The organism is Gordonia sp. ABKF26 (assembly GCF_041103195.1).
GTDB classification, from domain to species: domain Bacteria; phylum Actinomycetota; class Actinomycetes; order Mycobacteriales; family Mycobacteriaceae; genus Gordonia; species Gordonia terrae.
Genome location: NZ_JBGCVZ010000003.1, coordinates 4,018,543 through 4,033,286, shown reverse-complemented (window position 1 = coordinate 4,033,286; position 14,744 = coordinate 4,018,543). Strand labels below are relative to the sequence as shown.

Annotated in this window: 16 protein-coding genes; 2 read left to right on the top strand and 14 right to left on the bottom strand. The window is 68.0% G+C overall.

Translation table 11 applies throughout. The annotated features are described in order from the left end of the window. Positions 1-141: 141 nt before the first annotated feature. The 10 genes from AB4Z55_RS18650 to AB4Z55_RS18605 all read right to left on the bottom strand — a co-directional run bounded on the left by AB4Z55_RS18650 (position 142) and on the right by AB4Z55_RS18605 (position 9,776). On the bottom strand, positions 142-1,821 hold the full coding sequence (locus tag AB4Z55_RS18650; protein ID WP_369520266.1) for a DUF222 domain-containing protein: 1,680 nt from the start codon (positions 1,819-1,821) through the stop codon (positions 142-144). A gap of 118 nt (positions 1,822-1,939) precedes the next feature. Then, the gene (locus AB4Z55_RS18645) at positions 1,940-2,263 is read right to left on the bottom strand and encodes a DUF3349 domain-containing protein (RefSeq protein WP_248645157.1); all 324 of its coding nucleotides are present in this window, start codon (positions 2,261-2,263) and stop codon (positions 1,940-1,942) included. A 7-nt stretch (positions 2,264-2,270) separates the two neighbouring features. Next, entirely contained in the window at positions 2,271-2,552 is a 282-nt protein-coding gene (locus AB4Z55_RS18640) for a hypothetical protein (RefSeq protein ID WP_101819038.1), read from the bottom strand. A 36-nt stretch (positions 2,553-2,588) separates the two neighbouring features. Continuing rightward, on the bottom strand, positions 2,589-3,800 hold the full coding sequence (locus AB4Z55_RS18635; protein ID WP_180819291.1) for an inorganic phosphate transporter: 1,212 nt from the start codon (positions 3,798-3,800) through the stop codon (positions 2,589-2,591). Between the two features lie 151 nt (positions 3,801-3,951). After that, complete coding sequence (locus AB4Z55_RS18630) at positions 3,952-4,314, bottom strand: hypothetical protein (protein WP_101819037.1); 363 nt, start codon at positions 4,312-4,314, stop codon at positions 3,952-3,954. A gap of 22 nt (positions 4,315-4,336) precedes the next feature. Further along, positions 4,337-6,139 carry an acetyl/propionyl/methylcrotonyl-CoA carboxylase subunit alpha gene (locus AB4Z55_RS18625; RefSeq protein WP_239400379.1) on the bottom strand — a complete coding sequence of 601 codons (1,803 nt, stop codon included), beginning with the start codon at positions 6,137-6,139 and terminating at the stop codon, positions 4,337-4,339. Positions 6,140-6,347: 208 nt separating this feature from the next. Then, entirely contained in the window at positions 6,348-7,952 is a 1,605-nt protein-coding gene (locus AB4Z55_RS18620; protein ID WP_369520265.1) for a condensation domain-containing protein, read from the bottom strand. Continuing rightward, entirely contained in the window at positions 7,949-8,386 is a 438-nt protein-coding gene (locus AB4Z55_RS18615; protein ID WP_369520264.1) for a SufE family protein, read from the bottom strand. The genes AB4Z55_RS18620 and AB4Z55_RS18615 overlap by 4 nt, the downstream gene beginning before the upstream one ends. Before the next feature lie 13 nt (positions 8,387-8,399). Then, on the bottom strand, positions 8,400-9,296 hold the full coding sequence (locus AB4Z55_RS18610) for a sulfurtransferase (RefSeq protein WP_239400375.1): 897 nt from the start codon (positions 9,294-9,296) through the stop codon (positions 8,400-8,402). A gap of 138 nt (positions 9,297-9,434) precedes the next feature. Beyond that, positions 9,435-9,776 carry a hypothetical protein gene (locus AB4Z55_RS18605; RefSeq protein ID WP_369520263.1) on the bottom strand — a complete coding sequence of 114 codons (342 nt, stop codon included), beginning with the start codon at positions 9,774-9,776 and terminating at the stop codon, positions 9,435-9,437. Positions 9,777-9,920: 144 nt separating this feature from the next. On the opposite strand from AB4Z55_RS18605, the gene AB4Z55_RS18600 reads away from it, so the two are divergent. Further along, on the top strand, positions 9,921-10,451 hold the full coding sequence (locus AB4Z55_RS18600; protein ID WP_369520262.1) for a metalloprotease: 531 nt from the start codon (positions 9,921-9,923) through the stop codon (positions 10,449-10,451). 78 nt (positions 10,452-10,529) lie between these two features. Here the strand turns inward: AB4Z55_RS18600 and AB4Z55_RS18595 are convergent, their stop codons facing one another. The 3 genes from AB4Z55_RS18595 to AB4Z55_RS18585 are packed head-to-tail and all read right to left on the bottom strand — an operon-like array spanning position 10,530 to position 13,079. Continuing rightward, positions 10,530-11,198 carry a nucleoside triphosphate pyrophosphatase gene (locus AB4Z55_RS18595; RefSeq protein WP_004572224.1) on the bottom strand — a complete coding sequence of 223 codons (669 nt, stop codon included), beginning with the start codon at positions 11,196-11,198 and terminating at the stop codon, positions 10,530-10,532. Between the two features lies 1 nt (position 11,199). Then, complete coding sequence (locus AB4Z55_RS18590; protein WP_004572225.1) at positions 11,200-11,418, bottom strand: acyl-CoA carboxylase subunit epsilon; 219 nt, start codon at positions 11,416-11,418, stop codon at positions 11,200-11,202. 32 nt (positions 11,419-11,450) lie between these two features. After that, positions 11,451-13,079, bottom strand: coding sequence for an acyl-CoA carboxylase subunit beta (locus AB4Z55_RS18585; protein ID WP_004572226.1), 1,629 nt, complete (start codon positions 13,077-13,079; stop codon positions 11,451-11,453). A gap of 158 nt (positions 13,080-13,237) precedes the next feature. Here AB4Z55_RS18585 and AB4Z55_RS18580 point away from each other — a divergent pair, with 158 nt between their 5' ends. Next, positions 13,238-14,029 carry a biotin--[acetyl-CoA-carboxylase] ligase gene (locus AB4Z55_RS18580; RefSeq protein WP_354560256.1) on the top strand — a complete coding sequence of 264 codons (792 nt, stop codon included), beginning with the start codon at positions 13,238-13,240 and terminating at the stop codon, positions 14,027-14,029. Between the two features lie 38 nt (positions 14,030-14,067). On the opposite strand, the gene AB4Z55_RS18575 is transcribed toward AB4Z55_RS18580, so the two are convergent. Further along, positions 14,068-14,676 carry a hypothetical protein gene (locus AB4Z55_RS18575; protein WP_354560258.1) on the bottom strand — a complete coding sequence of 203 codons (609 nt, stop codon included), beginning with the start codon at positions 14,674-14,676 and terminating at the stop codon, positions 14,068-14,070. Positions 14,677-14,744 lie beyond the last annotated feature (68 nt).

The following is a 14,744-nucleotide window of genomic DNA, read 5'->3' as shown; positions in this document are numbered from 1 at the left end:
GCTGTTGCACCCGGTGGTCGTGGCTTGGCTGTCATCGCGGTCGCGACCATCGGTGGGAGGGTGGCGAGAATCGAGATGGGCGCATGACTTCGAGCACCGTGGCGGAGTTGTTCTGACCGGCGGTGCTCGGGAGCCTGGTGTCTAGAAGGGTGGTGGGTTGGCGTCGTTCCAGCGCTGTTCGGCGCGTTGCTGGCGCCGGAAGTCGCTGTTGCGCAGGTCGTTCAGCCGTGCTCGGGCGGGGTGGTCGGGTGGCCGTCTCGGGGTGAGTTTGTTGAACAGGTCGCGTCCGCTGAAGGCGTTGCCGACGAACATGTGGCCGGTGGGTGTGGTGAACCACGCGGTGAGGAAGTCGTCCTGGTGGTCCTGCCAGCTGGTGAAGGTCTTGATTCGGTGATGAAACCGGCACAGCGGTTTCAGATTCCGCGCATCGGTCGGCCCGCCGCGTCGTGGGTCGGTGTGGTCGAACGGATCGGTGTGATCGAGATCGATCTGCCACACCGGGGCGTTGCAGCCCGGGAAGGTGCAGCACAGTTCACCCGCACGCACCAACGCCTGCAGCTTCTTCGATGGGGTGTATCGCGTCGAAGATCTGTCGGCCTCGGGTGCGACCGGTGCTGGTGCGGTTTCCGGTTCGGCAGGTGTGGGTTGGATGTAGGTGCGGCGGGCTTCGGCGAGCAGCGTTCGGGCGGTGTCGGCGTCGACGATGCCGAGCCGGTCGAGGAAGGCGGGGTCGTCGTCGAGGCCGATCAGCGTCGACAGGTTCACCACGATGTGAAACGTTGCGCGCGGAGCCTGCGACGGCGACGGCGAAACGGTCGGCTCCTGCGGGTCGGCGACAACCGCGTCGATGGCCGGGACGTCGGCGGGGGTGTCGAGGTCGTCGCTGGTCTCATCAAAGTCCTGCACCACCGTGGTGGTGCCGGCTTCGTTTGCGGCAGTGGCGCAGTCGTGGCACAGACAGGCGATTGCGGATTCGCTGCGGGCGAGTGCTTTGAGCGCGTCGGCACGTCGCTCGGGCAGGCTGCGCGGGTCCCCGGGATGTACCGCTGCGGCCATCGAGGAGAGGCGGGCGTCGAATTCGGCGGCATCGACGTCGGGCAACGTGCCGTTGATCCGGGACTGTCCGGGCGTGAACCGATCGGGGGTGACGGTCACCTTGCGGTCTTTGGTCACCCGTTCCTGGCGGCGGCGGATCGCCTCGGGTGCCCATGCCGCGACGATCGCGTCGACCATGGCGGTGAACCGAGCCGTGGACATCGGTGCTCGGGCGAAGATCGCCTCGGCAAGGTGGGCGTCGACGGTCTGCATTTCTTCGTCGTCGGTGATCAGTTCGGTGCGCTTGAGGGCGATCAGGAAGCGGCGCCTGTCGATTCGACCGCACGCGAGTGCGTGTCCGGTGAACGCGAGCCGGTAGCGCAGCGCGTCACCGGCGAAGATGAGTTCTTTCGCTTCGGCCGGGGTGACCGTGAGGGTGGCGCCGACTTCGGCGATGGCCTGTTCGAGGCCGGTCGGGCCGAACTGCTCATACGGGTTCTCCCCGGCGGCGACGCGTGCCGACAGGGCGTCGAAGGCTTCGATGGAGTCGAGTTCGCCGGTGTGCACCTCGGCGCGGCGCTGGGTGTAGTCCATTTCGCGTTCGTCGTGAATGAGACTGGCAACGGTCATCATTCGATGCGCAGACGCGGCCGCCAGGCCGGCGCAATGATTCAGGACCTCGACGAGTTCGGCGGCGGAGAGTTCATTGTCGGGACGAAGGCGCGGTTCGACGGAATGCTGTGATGGGTCCACCGCTGTGGATCCGGCCCCCGCCCCCGATGACATGACTCCACTGTACTCGAATATATGTTCGAGTCAAGGGGTCTGCGGATCTCGGCTCGGTCTGTGCACGTATGTAACCATGACGCACCGACAGGTCCTTGTCGCGAGTGCTATCCGACTCCTAGTGCAACGGTTCGTCGTCGAACGGCCAGCCCGATGCCTCGAGATGCCTTCGGACGCGGGCGATGTCGTCCTCGTGGGGGAGGTCTTGGGTGATCGCGGTGATCTTGACCCCGGCGTCGATCTTCGAGATCGGTTCGGGCGGCGGCGGTGCGTCCCCTCGATCGCGGATGAGGTCGGCGGATACGCTCTCCGCCTCTTCCTCGCTCAGCTGACGACGCAGGAGCGCGAACAACGGGACGTAGTCCTCGCGGGGCACCCCGTCGGGGTAGCCGACCCGCAGCCAATCCACGATCCGCTTCAAAAACTGGCCTCGGTCCGCCACGGTGCCTCTACTTGTAACCGAACGGGAAGATCTTCACGTCGAAGTAGTAGTAGATGGTCTGGCGGGTGATCCACAGCAGCGCGGTGACGATGACGAGTGCGACAACCGCGAAGATCACGTAACCGAGCAGTCGCAGGGAGGCACTGCCGTTCGAGATGGTGCCGTCCGCGCCGACGCCGGGCGCACCTTGGGCATGACAACGCAGGCCCACGGCGAACAGCGCGGGGAGTCCGGCGCCGAAAACCAGGCCCACCAGCAAGACCTTGATGATCGATTCGACGATGTCCATCGGTGTTCGAGTCCTTTCGGGATGCGTCGGTGACCGTCAGGCGATCGTGGTGGGCTTGGCCTGATCAGCCGGAATGATCGAGTCGGTGGTGTCGTCCCATTCGGCGTTGACGTTGTGCGAGTCGATCTTGTTCTGCTGCGCGCGCCAGTACAGGTACCCGGACGCGGCGAGCAGGAGGACGAAGATGGCGATGCCGCCCGCGACGTCGCCCAACAGATTGGCGATGAAGTAGCAGAAGGCACCGACGAGTCCCGCGGCCGGCAGCGTTGTCATCCACGCGACGGCCATACGTCCCGCGACCGACCATCGGACCTGCGCACCCTTCTTGCCTACGCCCGAACCCAGGATCGAACCGGTTGCCACCTGCGTGGTCGACAGGGCCATCCCGGCCGCACTCGAGGTGAGGATGATCGCGGCCGACGAAGCCTCGGCCGCCATGCCCTGGGGTGAGCTGATCTCGACGAGACCCTTGCCCAACGTCCGGATGATGCGCCACCCGCCGAGGTAGGTCCCGATCGCAATGGCTGCGGCACAGGAGAAGACGACCCAGAAGGGCAGGCCGTGGCTCACCGTCGAGGCGTCGAGGTGGCCGGTGACGATGAGTGCCATCGCGATGACCCCCATCGTCTTCTGTGCGTCACCGGTTCCGTGAGCAAGCGACACCAGGGACGCGCTCGCGATCTGGCCGTACCGGAACCCGGCCTCTTTGCGGTTCGCGTCGATACGACGGGTGATCGCGAAGACGAGCCACGTGCCGCAGGCCGCCACGATGCACGCGATGACGGGCGCGAACAGCGCGGGGACGATGATCTTCGAGAGCACACCGTGCCAGTTGATGCCGGAGAGGCCGATCGCCGCGATACCGGAACCGATGAGCCCGCCGAACAGTGCATGGGACGACGAGGACGGTAGGCCGAACAGCCAGGTGAACAGATTCCAGAGAATGCCGCCGATGAGTCCGGCGAAGATGATCAGCAGGGCGGTGGTCGGAGTGAGTCCGGTGACGACGTCGCCCGACGTCTGCTGGATGTTGAGGACGTCCTTGGTGATGGTGGCGGCCACCTCCACGGACAAGAACGCGCCGACGAGGTTGAGGACGGCGGATATCCCCACGGCAACCTTGGGTTTGAGAGCTCCGGTGGCGATCGAGGTGGCCATCGCGTTGCCGGTGTCGTGGAATCCGTTGGTGAAGTCGAAGCCGAGTGCCGTGATCACCAACAGCACGAGGAGGAGCATCTCACCGGTCATTGCCCAATCATGCTGCCGGACCGCCGGTTTCACCTAGAAAGCGAATGCCGGAATTGCCGGTTTCGTCCTGGGGCTTTGCCGGTGCAGCGTCAGGTGTTCACCAAGAATTCACCAAACGGCGTCGACGGGTGGCGGTCGGTGGCTTCGAGGCTCATCCGATCTCGCGCTCGATCGGGGTCTCGACAGCCAGTTGTAGCGCACCCTCGGCGAACCGGGAGACCGGTCCGATCGCGGCATCCAGCGCCTCGTCGTAGCCGTCGCGCGCCTCGCCCCAGAGCCGGCCCGACGAACCGTCTCGCGTCACCCCGATCACGGCGATGAGCTCACCGGTGGTCGGGATGCAGACCGCCCAGACGAACCTCGTCTCCGACTCCCAGCCGTGATGTGCCGCAGTGACATACGCGGTGGGGTCGTCGACCTGGAGACGAGACAACGCCGGGACGTCGGTGATCCGCTCGTCCGCACGAAGCGCACGCAGATACCACGTCCCGGCGTTGATCTCGACTGGCTGCACAGTCGCGAAGCTCCAGTGAGTCTTACTTCAGCTCGAGCAGCACCGTGCCCTGCGTGACGGCGGCGCCGGCCTCGATGGTGAGGCCGGTGACGACGCCGTCCTTGTGGGCGGTGACCGGGTTCTCCATCTTCATGGCCTCGAGCACGACGACCAGATCGCCGGCGGCGACTTCCTGGCCCTCTTCGACGGCGACCTTGACGACGGTGCCCTGCATCGGAGCGGCCACGGCGTCACCGGAAACGGCTGCGCCGCCGCCCTTCTTGCGCGAGCGTGCCTTCGGCTTCTTGCGGACGACGCCGTTGGCCGATCCGCCGCCGCCACCGAGCGCGAGATCGCCGGGCAGCGACACCTCGACGCGACGGCCGCCGACCTCGACGACGACGTTCTGCCGCGGTGCGGCCTCGTCCTCGTCGATCGGCTCGCCGCCGGTGTACGGCTCGATCGGGTTGTCCCAGTCGGTCTCGATCCACTTGGTGTAGATGTCGAACTTCTCGCCGTCGCCGATGAAGGCAGGGTTGGAGACGATGTGCCGGTGGAACGGGATGACCGTCGCCAGGCCTTCGACCTGGAACTCGGCGAGCGCGCGACGCGACCGCTCGAGAGCCTGCTCGCGGGTCTCGCCGGTGACGATCAGCTTCGCCAGCATAGAGTCGAACTGTCCGCCGATGACGTCACCCTCGACGACACCGGAGTCGACGCGCACGCCGGGGCCGGTCGGCTCCTTGTAGACCGAGATCGGCCCGGGGGCGGGCAGGAAGTTGCGACCCGCGTCCTCGCCGTTGATCCGGAACTCGAACGAGTGGCCGCGCGGGGTCGGGTCCTCGGTGAACTCCAGCTTCTCGCCGTTGGCGATCCGGAACTGCTGACGCACGAGGTCGATGCCCGCGGTCTCCTCGGTGACCGGGTGCTCGACCTGCAGGCGCGTGTTGACCTCGAGGAACGAGACCAGGCCGTCGCTGCCGACCAGGAACTCGACGGTGCCGGCACCGTAGTAACCGGCCTCGCGGCAGATGGCCTTCGCGGACTCGTGGATCTTGGACCGCTGCTCGGTGGTGAGGAACGGCGCGGGGGCCTCCTCGACCAGCTTCTGGAAACGACGCTGCAGCGAGCAGTCGCGGGTGCCTGCGACGATGACGTTGCCGTGCTGGTCGGCGATGACCTGGGCCTCGACGTGGCGGGCCTTGTCGAGGTAGCGCTCGACGAAGCACTCGCCGCGACCGAACGCGGCGACGGCCTCGCGGGTGGCCGACTCGAACAGGTGCGGGATCTCCTCGATGGTGTACGCCACCTTCATCCCGCGTCCACCGCCGCCGAACGCCGCCTTGATGGCGACCGGCACGCCGTGCTCCTGGGCGAAGGCCACGACCTCGTCGGCGTCCTTGACCGGGTCCTTGGTGCCGGGGGCCATCGGGGCGTCGGCCTTCAGCGCGATGTGGCGCGCGGTGACCTTGTCGCCGAGGTCGCGGATCGACTGCGGTGACGGACCGATCCAGATGAGTCCGGCGTCGATGACGGCCTGGGCGAAGTCGCCGTTCTCCGACAGGAAGCCGTACCCGGGGTGGATCGCGTCCGCGCCGGACTTCTTCGCCGCGTCGAGGATCTTGTCGAAGACCAGGTATGACTCCGCCGAGGTCTGCCCGCCCAGTGCGAAGGCCTCGTCGGCGAGCTTGACGAACTGCGCGTTCGCGTCGGGCTCGGCGTAGACGGCAACGCTCGCGATGCCTGCATCCCGGGCGGCGCGGATCACGCGGACAGCGATCTCGCCGCGATTGGCGATGAGGACCTTGCTGATTGCGGACGGGGTGTTCGCAGAGGTACTGGGCACTTGTTCTCCTGGGCCTTACTCGTACTCGGGTGCTCACGACGCGGTAGCGCACGCGACACGGTTGTCGGACGTCGGTCAAGTCTGGTGGTACGCCGTCACCGGCCGGGATGGGGACGGCGAGGGCGATGCGACACCTTCGAGGTGCAGGTGTCGCGACCTTCCGGGCAATACCCTAGCCCACCGAGCAATCGTTCGGTGGAGCCCTGGGTCACAACGCCGGAGAGAATGTGCTCGCCTCACCGAGGTCGCGGATCAGTTCGGCGAAACCGTGCAGGTAGGCGTGGACGGGACCGGCGGAGGCATCGATGTCGCGAGCGGAAGCACCCGGACCTCCGCGCTCGGAAAATGTGACGATTCCCTCACGTTGTGCCTCCAGGAGCGTCCCCGACGACGGGCGGGCGGCAGTCCCGCCGCCTGACGGGACGCTCGGTGTCGGGACGTCGGTCGCCGAGGAGGCGACGCCCAGATCGCGCAGCGGGGACTCCCGCGGGAAGCGGGCGGAGTACCGCAGGCCCGACGGCGTGCGATTGATCCAGATGTACACCTCGTCGGGGGAGTAACTGTGACTCCGGATGACTTTCGCGCGCCCGGCGTCGGCCACACCGGCGCCCGGGGCGTAGCGGGTATCGATGAACGAGATCACGAACCTGGGTCCGCCCTCGTGACCGATCAGGTCGGCCACGCGCAGGAACGGCAACGACGCCCCCTGACGACCGCGTTTGAGCGCGGCGGTCGACCGGGCGACGGTCTGGTCGAACGTGGGGGAGTCGGACATGTCCACGCAGAAGGGAGCGACACCGACGAACCAGCCGAGCGACGTCAGCCAGCCGGCATCGTTGCGGGTGTGGCGAGGCAGCACGCAGCGGAACTCCCGGTCGCCGGTCAGTTCGTGATGAACCATTGCGAAGGCCGCGAGCACCCCCGCGGTGAGGGTGCCACCCGCCTCCGAGCAGATCGCGGTGAACCGGTTGGCCGTCTCGTCATCGGCGATGACACCCCACAGTGACTCCTGGGGCTGTGCGGTGTCCGCGGAGCGCTCGTCCGGGGCGGGCTCTGCTGGTCGGGCGGGCTCGGTCGTGAGCAGGCCGGGCATGTCGCCGGCCCCGGCGGCCAGGAACTCCGACCACAGGCAGACGGCCGGGTGGTCGCGGCCGGTCTGGTCGGCGATCCGGCGTTCCTCGGCGCTGAAGTCGACATAGCTGCCCACCTCCGGCAGATTCGCGCCACGATGCTCTCGCGCCGCGCGGTACAGCGAGACCAGTTCCTGCTGCGCCATGATCAGGGAGTATCCGTCCACCAGCGAATGGTCGGCGGCGAAGAGCAGGGTGAACGACCGCTCGCGACCGACCGTCGCGAACCGGTACGCCGGCCAATGCAGCGGCGCGGTGGCGCGATCGAACGAACCGGCCAGCTGCTCGACGAGCGGGCCGGACTCGGCATACCAGCCGATCCGGCCCATCTTCAGTTTCACACTGCCCGGTGCGGTGGTGAGTCGCTGCAGTCCGGAGTCCTTGATCACGACGTGACTCCGCAGGACCTCGTGCCGGTCGATCCACTGGGTCAGCACCGAGCGGATGGCCGGGATCGACAGCGGCTCGTCGAACTCGATGCTCAGCCCGAGCCACGCCTCGCGTCCACCCTCACGACGGTTGCGGATCCGGAACTCGAACGCGTCGCGGAGATGCTGCTCGTGGTTGTGCGAGGTCAACCGGGGGTCGTAATCCCAGGTGCCCAGCCCGCCCGGCACATACGGGGTCCATTCGACGAGGCCGCCGGGCTCGATGGGTTCGTCGCGGATCTGGATGAATTTCATGGCCCGGAGAGGTCGGGCACCTGGTGACGCACCTGGGCCTTGATCCGGCCCAACATTCCCGCCATCCCCCGCAGACGGAGCGGGCTCACCGCGCTCCCGAGTCCGAGGTCGTAGTAGAAATCCGATGGCACGTCGAGGATTTCGCGCGCCGACGCGGTGTCGAGTCCCTGGTGCAGGATCGCGGCGAACCCGCGGGTCGTCGGCGCCTCGCGCGGCGCACTGAAATGCAACCGCACCGACGCCGGGTCGGCGGCGTCCACCAACAGGAACACCGGCGACTGGCACTCGGGTACCGGTTCCATCGCATCCTGCTCGAGATGCGCAGGCAGATCGGGCAATTCGCCGGCGAACTCGAGCAGGAGCGTGATCTTGTCGGAGTCGCCGAGCGCACCGAAGTCGTCGACGATCTCGGCCAGGGCTGGGGGCAGGCTCATCGTGCGGTCGGGCTCACTCGCTGCCGGGTACGGCGCCCGGCTCGTCGCCGACGGCGATCGGAACCCGCACGGCATTGCCCCACTCGGTCCACGAGCCGTCGTAGTTGCGGACCGCGGAGTGACCGAGCAGGTGCGTGAGCACGAACCACGTGTGGCTCGACCGCTCGCCGATACGGCAATAGGCGATGGTGGGTGTCTGCGGATCGAGATCGGCGTAGATCTCGTCGAGCTCGGCGCGGCTGCGGAAACGGCCGTCGGGCGCCGCGGACTTCGCCCAGGGGATGGAGATGGCGGTGGGGATGTGCCCGCCGCGCAGCGCGCCCTCCTCCGGGTAATCCGGCATGTGGGTGCGCTCGCCCGTGTACTCCTGCGGCGAACGGACGTCGACCAGCGGCTCGGTGCCCAGGGCCTCCAGGACCTGCGGTGCGAACGCCCGGATCGCGGTGTCGTCGCGCTCAACGACCGGGTAGTCCGACCGGGGATAGTCGGGAACGTCGAAGGAGGTGTCGCGGTCCTCGGCCATCCAGGCGTCGCGTCCGCCGTCGAGCAACCGGACGTCCTCGTGACCGAACAGGGTGAACACCCACAGCGCGTAGGCAGCCCACCAGTTGCTCTTGTCGCCGTAGATCACGACGGTGTCGTCGCGCTCGATTCCCTTGCTGCGCATCAACTCCGCGAACTGCTCGCCGTTGATGTAATCGCGCGTGACCGGATCGTTGAGATGCAGGTGCCAGTCGATCTTCTGGGCCGTCGGGATGTGGCCGATGTCGTAGAGCAACACATCCTCGTCGGACTCGATGATCTTGAGTCCCTTGGCGCCGAGATGCGCCGAGAGCCACTGGGTCGTCACCAGCCGTTCGGGGTGGGCGTATTCGGCGAAGGCCGGATTCGGGTCGGTGTCAACGCTCACGGTGCTCTCCAGCTCGCTGTTCGGACGTTCCTCGTGGATCACGCGGACCATCTGCGGTCCCGCTGATAAAGGGTAGGGCATCGGCCGGAGCGTGCTTCGATCAGACGACAAACCGCAGGTGAAGCGGGTCATCGCCTGCTAGGTTCGCCGAATGATCGATCGACGTGGCCCCCTCGCGGTGCGGTGGGCGGTCTCCCTGGCCGCGGTGGCGGCGCTGACCGTCGGAAGCGGATGTTCGCTGATCCCGTCCGACGATTCGGGGCGGGCTCCGGGGTCGTCCGCGTCGACGAGCGCCACCCCGAGTCCGACGCCGTCACGCCCGCCGGGTTCCGCGGGTTCGGATTCCTCTCGGCCGTCCGACGCCGACCCGGCCCAGTGCCGCCCCGACGACTGTCCGAAGCTGCCGACGCCGACCGCGGAACTCATGACGAGCGGGGTGACCCCGGCCAACGTCGACACCGCGGTGCCCGAGTACCTCACGACGCTCCTCGACGACCTCGACCAGACGTGGGGCGGATGGTTCGACGAGCTCGGCTGGGGGATCCCGCGCCAGGCCGGGTGCTCATCGGGTCGGGCACCTCGTTCACCACCGAATGCATTGTCGGTGACGAGGATTCGCGCCCCGTGCCGATTCCCTCCGACGAGGCGAACGCGTTCTTCTGCGGCGCGGACACCGAGCCGAACGGGCAGGGCACCCCCACCGAGGGCAGCGTCGTACTGCCGGTCGAGACCTTCGCGGCCATCTGGGACGGCAACGTCTTCGGGGTCCCGTCGCCGATCGTCGGCGACTTCACCGCCGCGATCGTCGTCGCGCACGAATACGGCCACAACGTGGTGTTCCGGATGGCCGAGGCCTTCGACATCCCGGACCGCCGACTCCCGGCCGGCAAGAACAGCGAGCTCATCGCCGATTGCCTGGCCGCGAACTGGGGTGCCACCGCCTACCAGCGGGATGCGCTCGGCGCCAAGGAGATCCTGCAGGTCGCGAGCCTGCTGCCGATCATCGGCGACACCGGGGGCGCCTCCGGACACGGGTCGGCGCGCGAGCGCGCGGTGGCCCTGACGGTCGGCCTCACCGGCCCGCAGTTCAACCGCCAGGGACAGCCCGTGGACTGCATCAAGCGGTACTGGCCGGAGTTCTTCGAGGCGGAGTGATTTCGACAAGCTCAATCAGCGGTGGGGTGCGCTCGATCAGCGGTGGGGTGCGCTCGATCAGCGGTGGGGTGCGCTCGATCAGCGGTGCCAGAAGTCGGTCACCGACAGGCCGACGTCGCGCAGGAGGGTGCGGACCAACGGCAGCCCGATGCCGATGACCGACGACGGATCACCCTCGATGCGCTCGACCAGCCAGCCGCCGAGGCCGTCGAGGGTGAAGGCGCCCGCGACCTGCAACGGTTCGCCGCTGGCGACGTACCGGTGGATGACGTCGTCGTCGGCGTCGGCGAAGTGGATCGTGGTGGAACTCGTGCCGCCGGCGGTGGCGCGCCGGTCCAGCCGGATCAGGTGGTGTCCGGTCAGCAGGTCGGCGCTGCGACCGCGCATGTCCGACCACTGCGCGACAGCGCGCTCGGGCGTGTGCGGTTTACCGAGGAGCTGATCGCCCAGGTGGAGCATCGAGTCACAGCCGATGACGACGACAGGATCGCCGGAGCCGGCCAGTTCGGCGATCTCCGGGAGCGCCGCGACCGCCTCGGCCTTGGCGCGGGCCAGTTCGGCGACGACCACACCGGCCGGCGTGGAGCCGGGAAGCCGCGCGAGGAGCGCATGCTCGTCGACGTCCGACACGCGAACGACAGGTTCGACGCCGGCCGCCCGCAGGATGCGGAGCCGGGCCGGCGAGGCCGAGCCGAGCACGAAGATCGGGCCGGTGGGACCCGGCCCGATCTCGGATGAGCGTGTCACCTCAGTAGCGGAGGTTGGTGAAGCTCCCGGGACCGCCCCACTGCGGGCGCAACCGGTCGATGGGCCGGCCCCAGTCGTTGCGCGTCGCGGGCTCGGAGTCGCCGCCGCCCGAGCCGGCCCCGGCGAGGACGGTCACCAGCACGGCGAGGTCCTCGTCGGTCGGCTGGCCGCCGACGACGGTCAGGAACGGACGCTCGGACTTCGTCGACTCTTCGCTCACGGAATTCTCGCTCTCGGGACGACCGGCTGATGTCACAGGGGGATGTTGCCGTGCTTCTTCGGCGGCAGATTGACCATCTTGCGCTCGAGCAGCTTGAGCGCGGTGGCGATCTGTCCGCGGGTGTGGCTCGGCGGGATGACCGCGTCGACGTATCCGCGTGCAGCGGCCACATACGGGTTGACGAGGGTGTCCTCGTACTCCTCCTGGAGCTGCAGGCGCAGGGCGTCGACGTCCTCGCCCTTGGCGGCGGCGTCCTTGAGCTGACTGCGGTAGACGAACCCGACCGCGCCCGAGGCGCCCATGACCGCGATCTGGGCGGTCGGCCACGCCAGGTTCACGTCGGCACCCATGTGCTTGGAACCCATGACGTCGTAGGCGCCGCCGTAGGCCTTGCGGGTGATGACGGTGATCTTGCCGACCGTCGCCTCGCCGTAGGCGTAGAGCAGCTTGGCGCCGCGGCGGATGATGCCGCGGTACTCCTGGTCGGTGCCGGGCAGAAAGCCGGGGACGTCGACCAGGGTGACGATCGGGATGTTGAAGGCGTCGCAGGTGCGGACGAAGCGCGCGGCCTTTTCCGAGGCGTCGATGTCGAGGCAACCCGCGAACTGGGTGGGCTGATTGGCGACGATGCCGACGCTACGGCCGTCGACGCGTCCGTAGCCGATGATGATGTTGGTCGCGTATTCGGCCTGGACCTCGAGGAACTCGTCGTCGTCGAGGATGCGGCGGATCACCTCGTGCATGTCGTACGGCTGGTTCGGCGAATCCGGGATCAGCGTGTCGAGTTCGAGGTCCTCCTCGGTGAGGGTGTCCTCGATGGAACCGGCGGCCGGCTGCGCGACCGGCAGACGCGGTGCGTCCGCCCGGTTGTTGCTCGGCAGGTAGCCGAGCAGCTCCTTGACGTACTCGAGGGCGTCCTCCTCGTCGGAGGCGACATAGTGGGCGGTGCCCGACTTCGACATGTGCGTGTGCGCACCGCCGAGCTCCTCCATCGTCACCTCTTCGCCGGTGACCGTCTTGATGACGTCGGGGCCGGTGATGAACATCTGGCTGGTCTGGTCGACCATCACCACGAAGTCGGTGAGCGCGGGGGAGTAGACGTGACCGCCGGCCGCGGCGCCCATGATCAGCGAGATCTGCGGGATGACGCCGGAGGCGCGCACGTTGCGGTGGAAGATCTCGCCGTACAGACCGAGCGAGACCACGCCCTCCTGGATACGGGCGCCGGCGCCGTCGTTGATGCCGATCAGCGGACGGCCGGTCTTGATCGCGAGATCCATGACCTTGACGATCTTCTCGCCGTAGACCTCGCCGAGGCTGCCGCCGAAGACGGTGGAGTCCTGCGAGAAGACGCAGACCTCGCGGCCGTCGATGGTGCCGTAACCCGAGACGACGCCGTCGCCGAGCGGACGGCGCTCAGCGAGTCCGAAGTTGGTGCTGCGGTGCCGGGCGAGGGCGTCGAGTTCGACGAACGACCCCTCGTCGAGCAGGTGCGTGATGCGCTCCCGCGCGGTCAGCTTGCCCTTGGCGTGGGTCTTCTCGACGGCGGCCTCACCCACCGGGTGCTTCGTCTCGTCGAGACGATTACGCAGATCGGCGAGCTTTCCCGCCGTGGTGTGGATGTCGGGAGCGGCGGCGTCGTCGCGAGAAGCAGTGGTCATGACTGACGATGCTAACTACCCGGGTGTGAGCCACGTCAACCGGATCAACGTGAGATATCCCTCAGGTTTCCGAGCGATCGGTCGGTGGGATGGGCGCACCTCGTCGAAACAGGCGGTACCCGACCGTCCCACCGCGGCGGACAGTAGGTTCGTTGTCCATGAGCCTCGACGCCGATCTGCTCCGTACCCGACTCGCCGACACCCGGTGGCACCGGATCGAGGTGGTCGAGGCGACCGGCTCCACCAACGCCGACCTCGTGTCCCGTGCCGCCGCCGAACCCGTCGGGGGAACTGTCCGCATCACCACCGACCAGACGGCGGGACGCGGACGTCACGCGCGGACATGGACGGCGCCCGCCGGCACACAGCTGGCCATGTCGGCCGCGATCGACGTCGCCGACCACACCGAGGACCTGGGCTGGCTCTCGCTGCTGGCCGGCCTCGCCGCGGTCCAGGGCGTCGACGACGCGATGGGTGTGCGCCCGACGCTCAAATGGCCGAACGATGTGCTGATCGACGGCAAGAAGGTCGCGGGGATCCTCTCGGAGTACACCCGCTCCGAGCACGGCCCGACCGGGCCGGGAGGAGTGGCGGTGATCGGCACCGGACTCAACACCACGATGGCGGCGGGCCAGCTGCCGGTCCCGACCGCGACCTCGCTCGGGCTCGCGACCGGCCGCGACGTGCCGCTGACCGACCTGGCCGCGTCGTACCTACGGGCGCTCTCGGACCTGCTCGACCTCTGGCCGCACGACCTGGACGGGCTGGCGGCGCGATACCGCGACAGCAGCGACACCATCGGCCGCCGCGTTCGTCTGGTCCTACCCGGCGATCGCGAGGTCGTCGGCACCGCGACCGGGGTCGACCATTCCGGCCGGATCGTCGTCGACGCCGATGGTCAGCAGGTGGTGGCCGCGGCGGGCGACGTGACCCATCTGCGGCCGGAGTGACTTCGACTCGGCTCGGCCAGCGGGGGCGGCCGGAGTGACTAGCGCTGCAGGCTCTTGCCGGCCATGGCCGGGATGATCGTCAGGGAGGGCAGGCCGATCACGAGGTGCACGATCGCGGTCTCGATGCCCACCGAGATCTGGTTGTAGGTCAGGATCGGGATGAGCACGGCCGCCACGAGCAGCAGGCCGACGATCCAGCGGTAGAACTGGTCGGGCGATGGGGTGACCATGTGCAGGACGTACCAGAGGGCGCCGGCGGCGAGGGCGCACAGGAAACCGACGACCCCGAACCAGAGCTCGCTGGCGGCGACCGGGTTCCACACGCCGAGCTTGCCCGATTCGTTCACCTTCTCGACGAACGCGGAGATGATCCAGGCCACCAGCCAGGCGGCCAGGCCGGTGACCACACCGGTCATCACCACACCGCCGGCGAACGTGACGGGATTGATGTCCGGGCCGCGACGGGGTTTCGGCGGCCGGCCCTGCCCATAGCCGCCCTGGGGATAACCGCCCTGGCCGGCGTACGGATCTGCCGCGTAGGGATCTCGCGCATACGGGTCGTTCTGGCTGCTGTACGCGCGTGACTCAGGGGTGTAGCCGGACTCGTAGCGCGCGGTCCGCGGGTCACGGGGATCCTGGTAGCTCATGGCATTCTCCTCGCCGACCGGTCGCGAAGCCGATGGTCGGATCTGGTGTCGGGGCCCTGACATGCTCA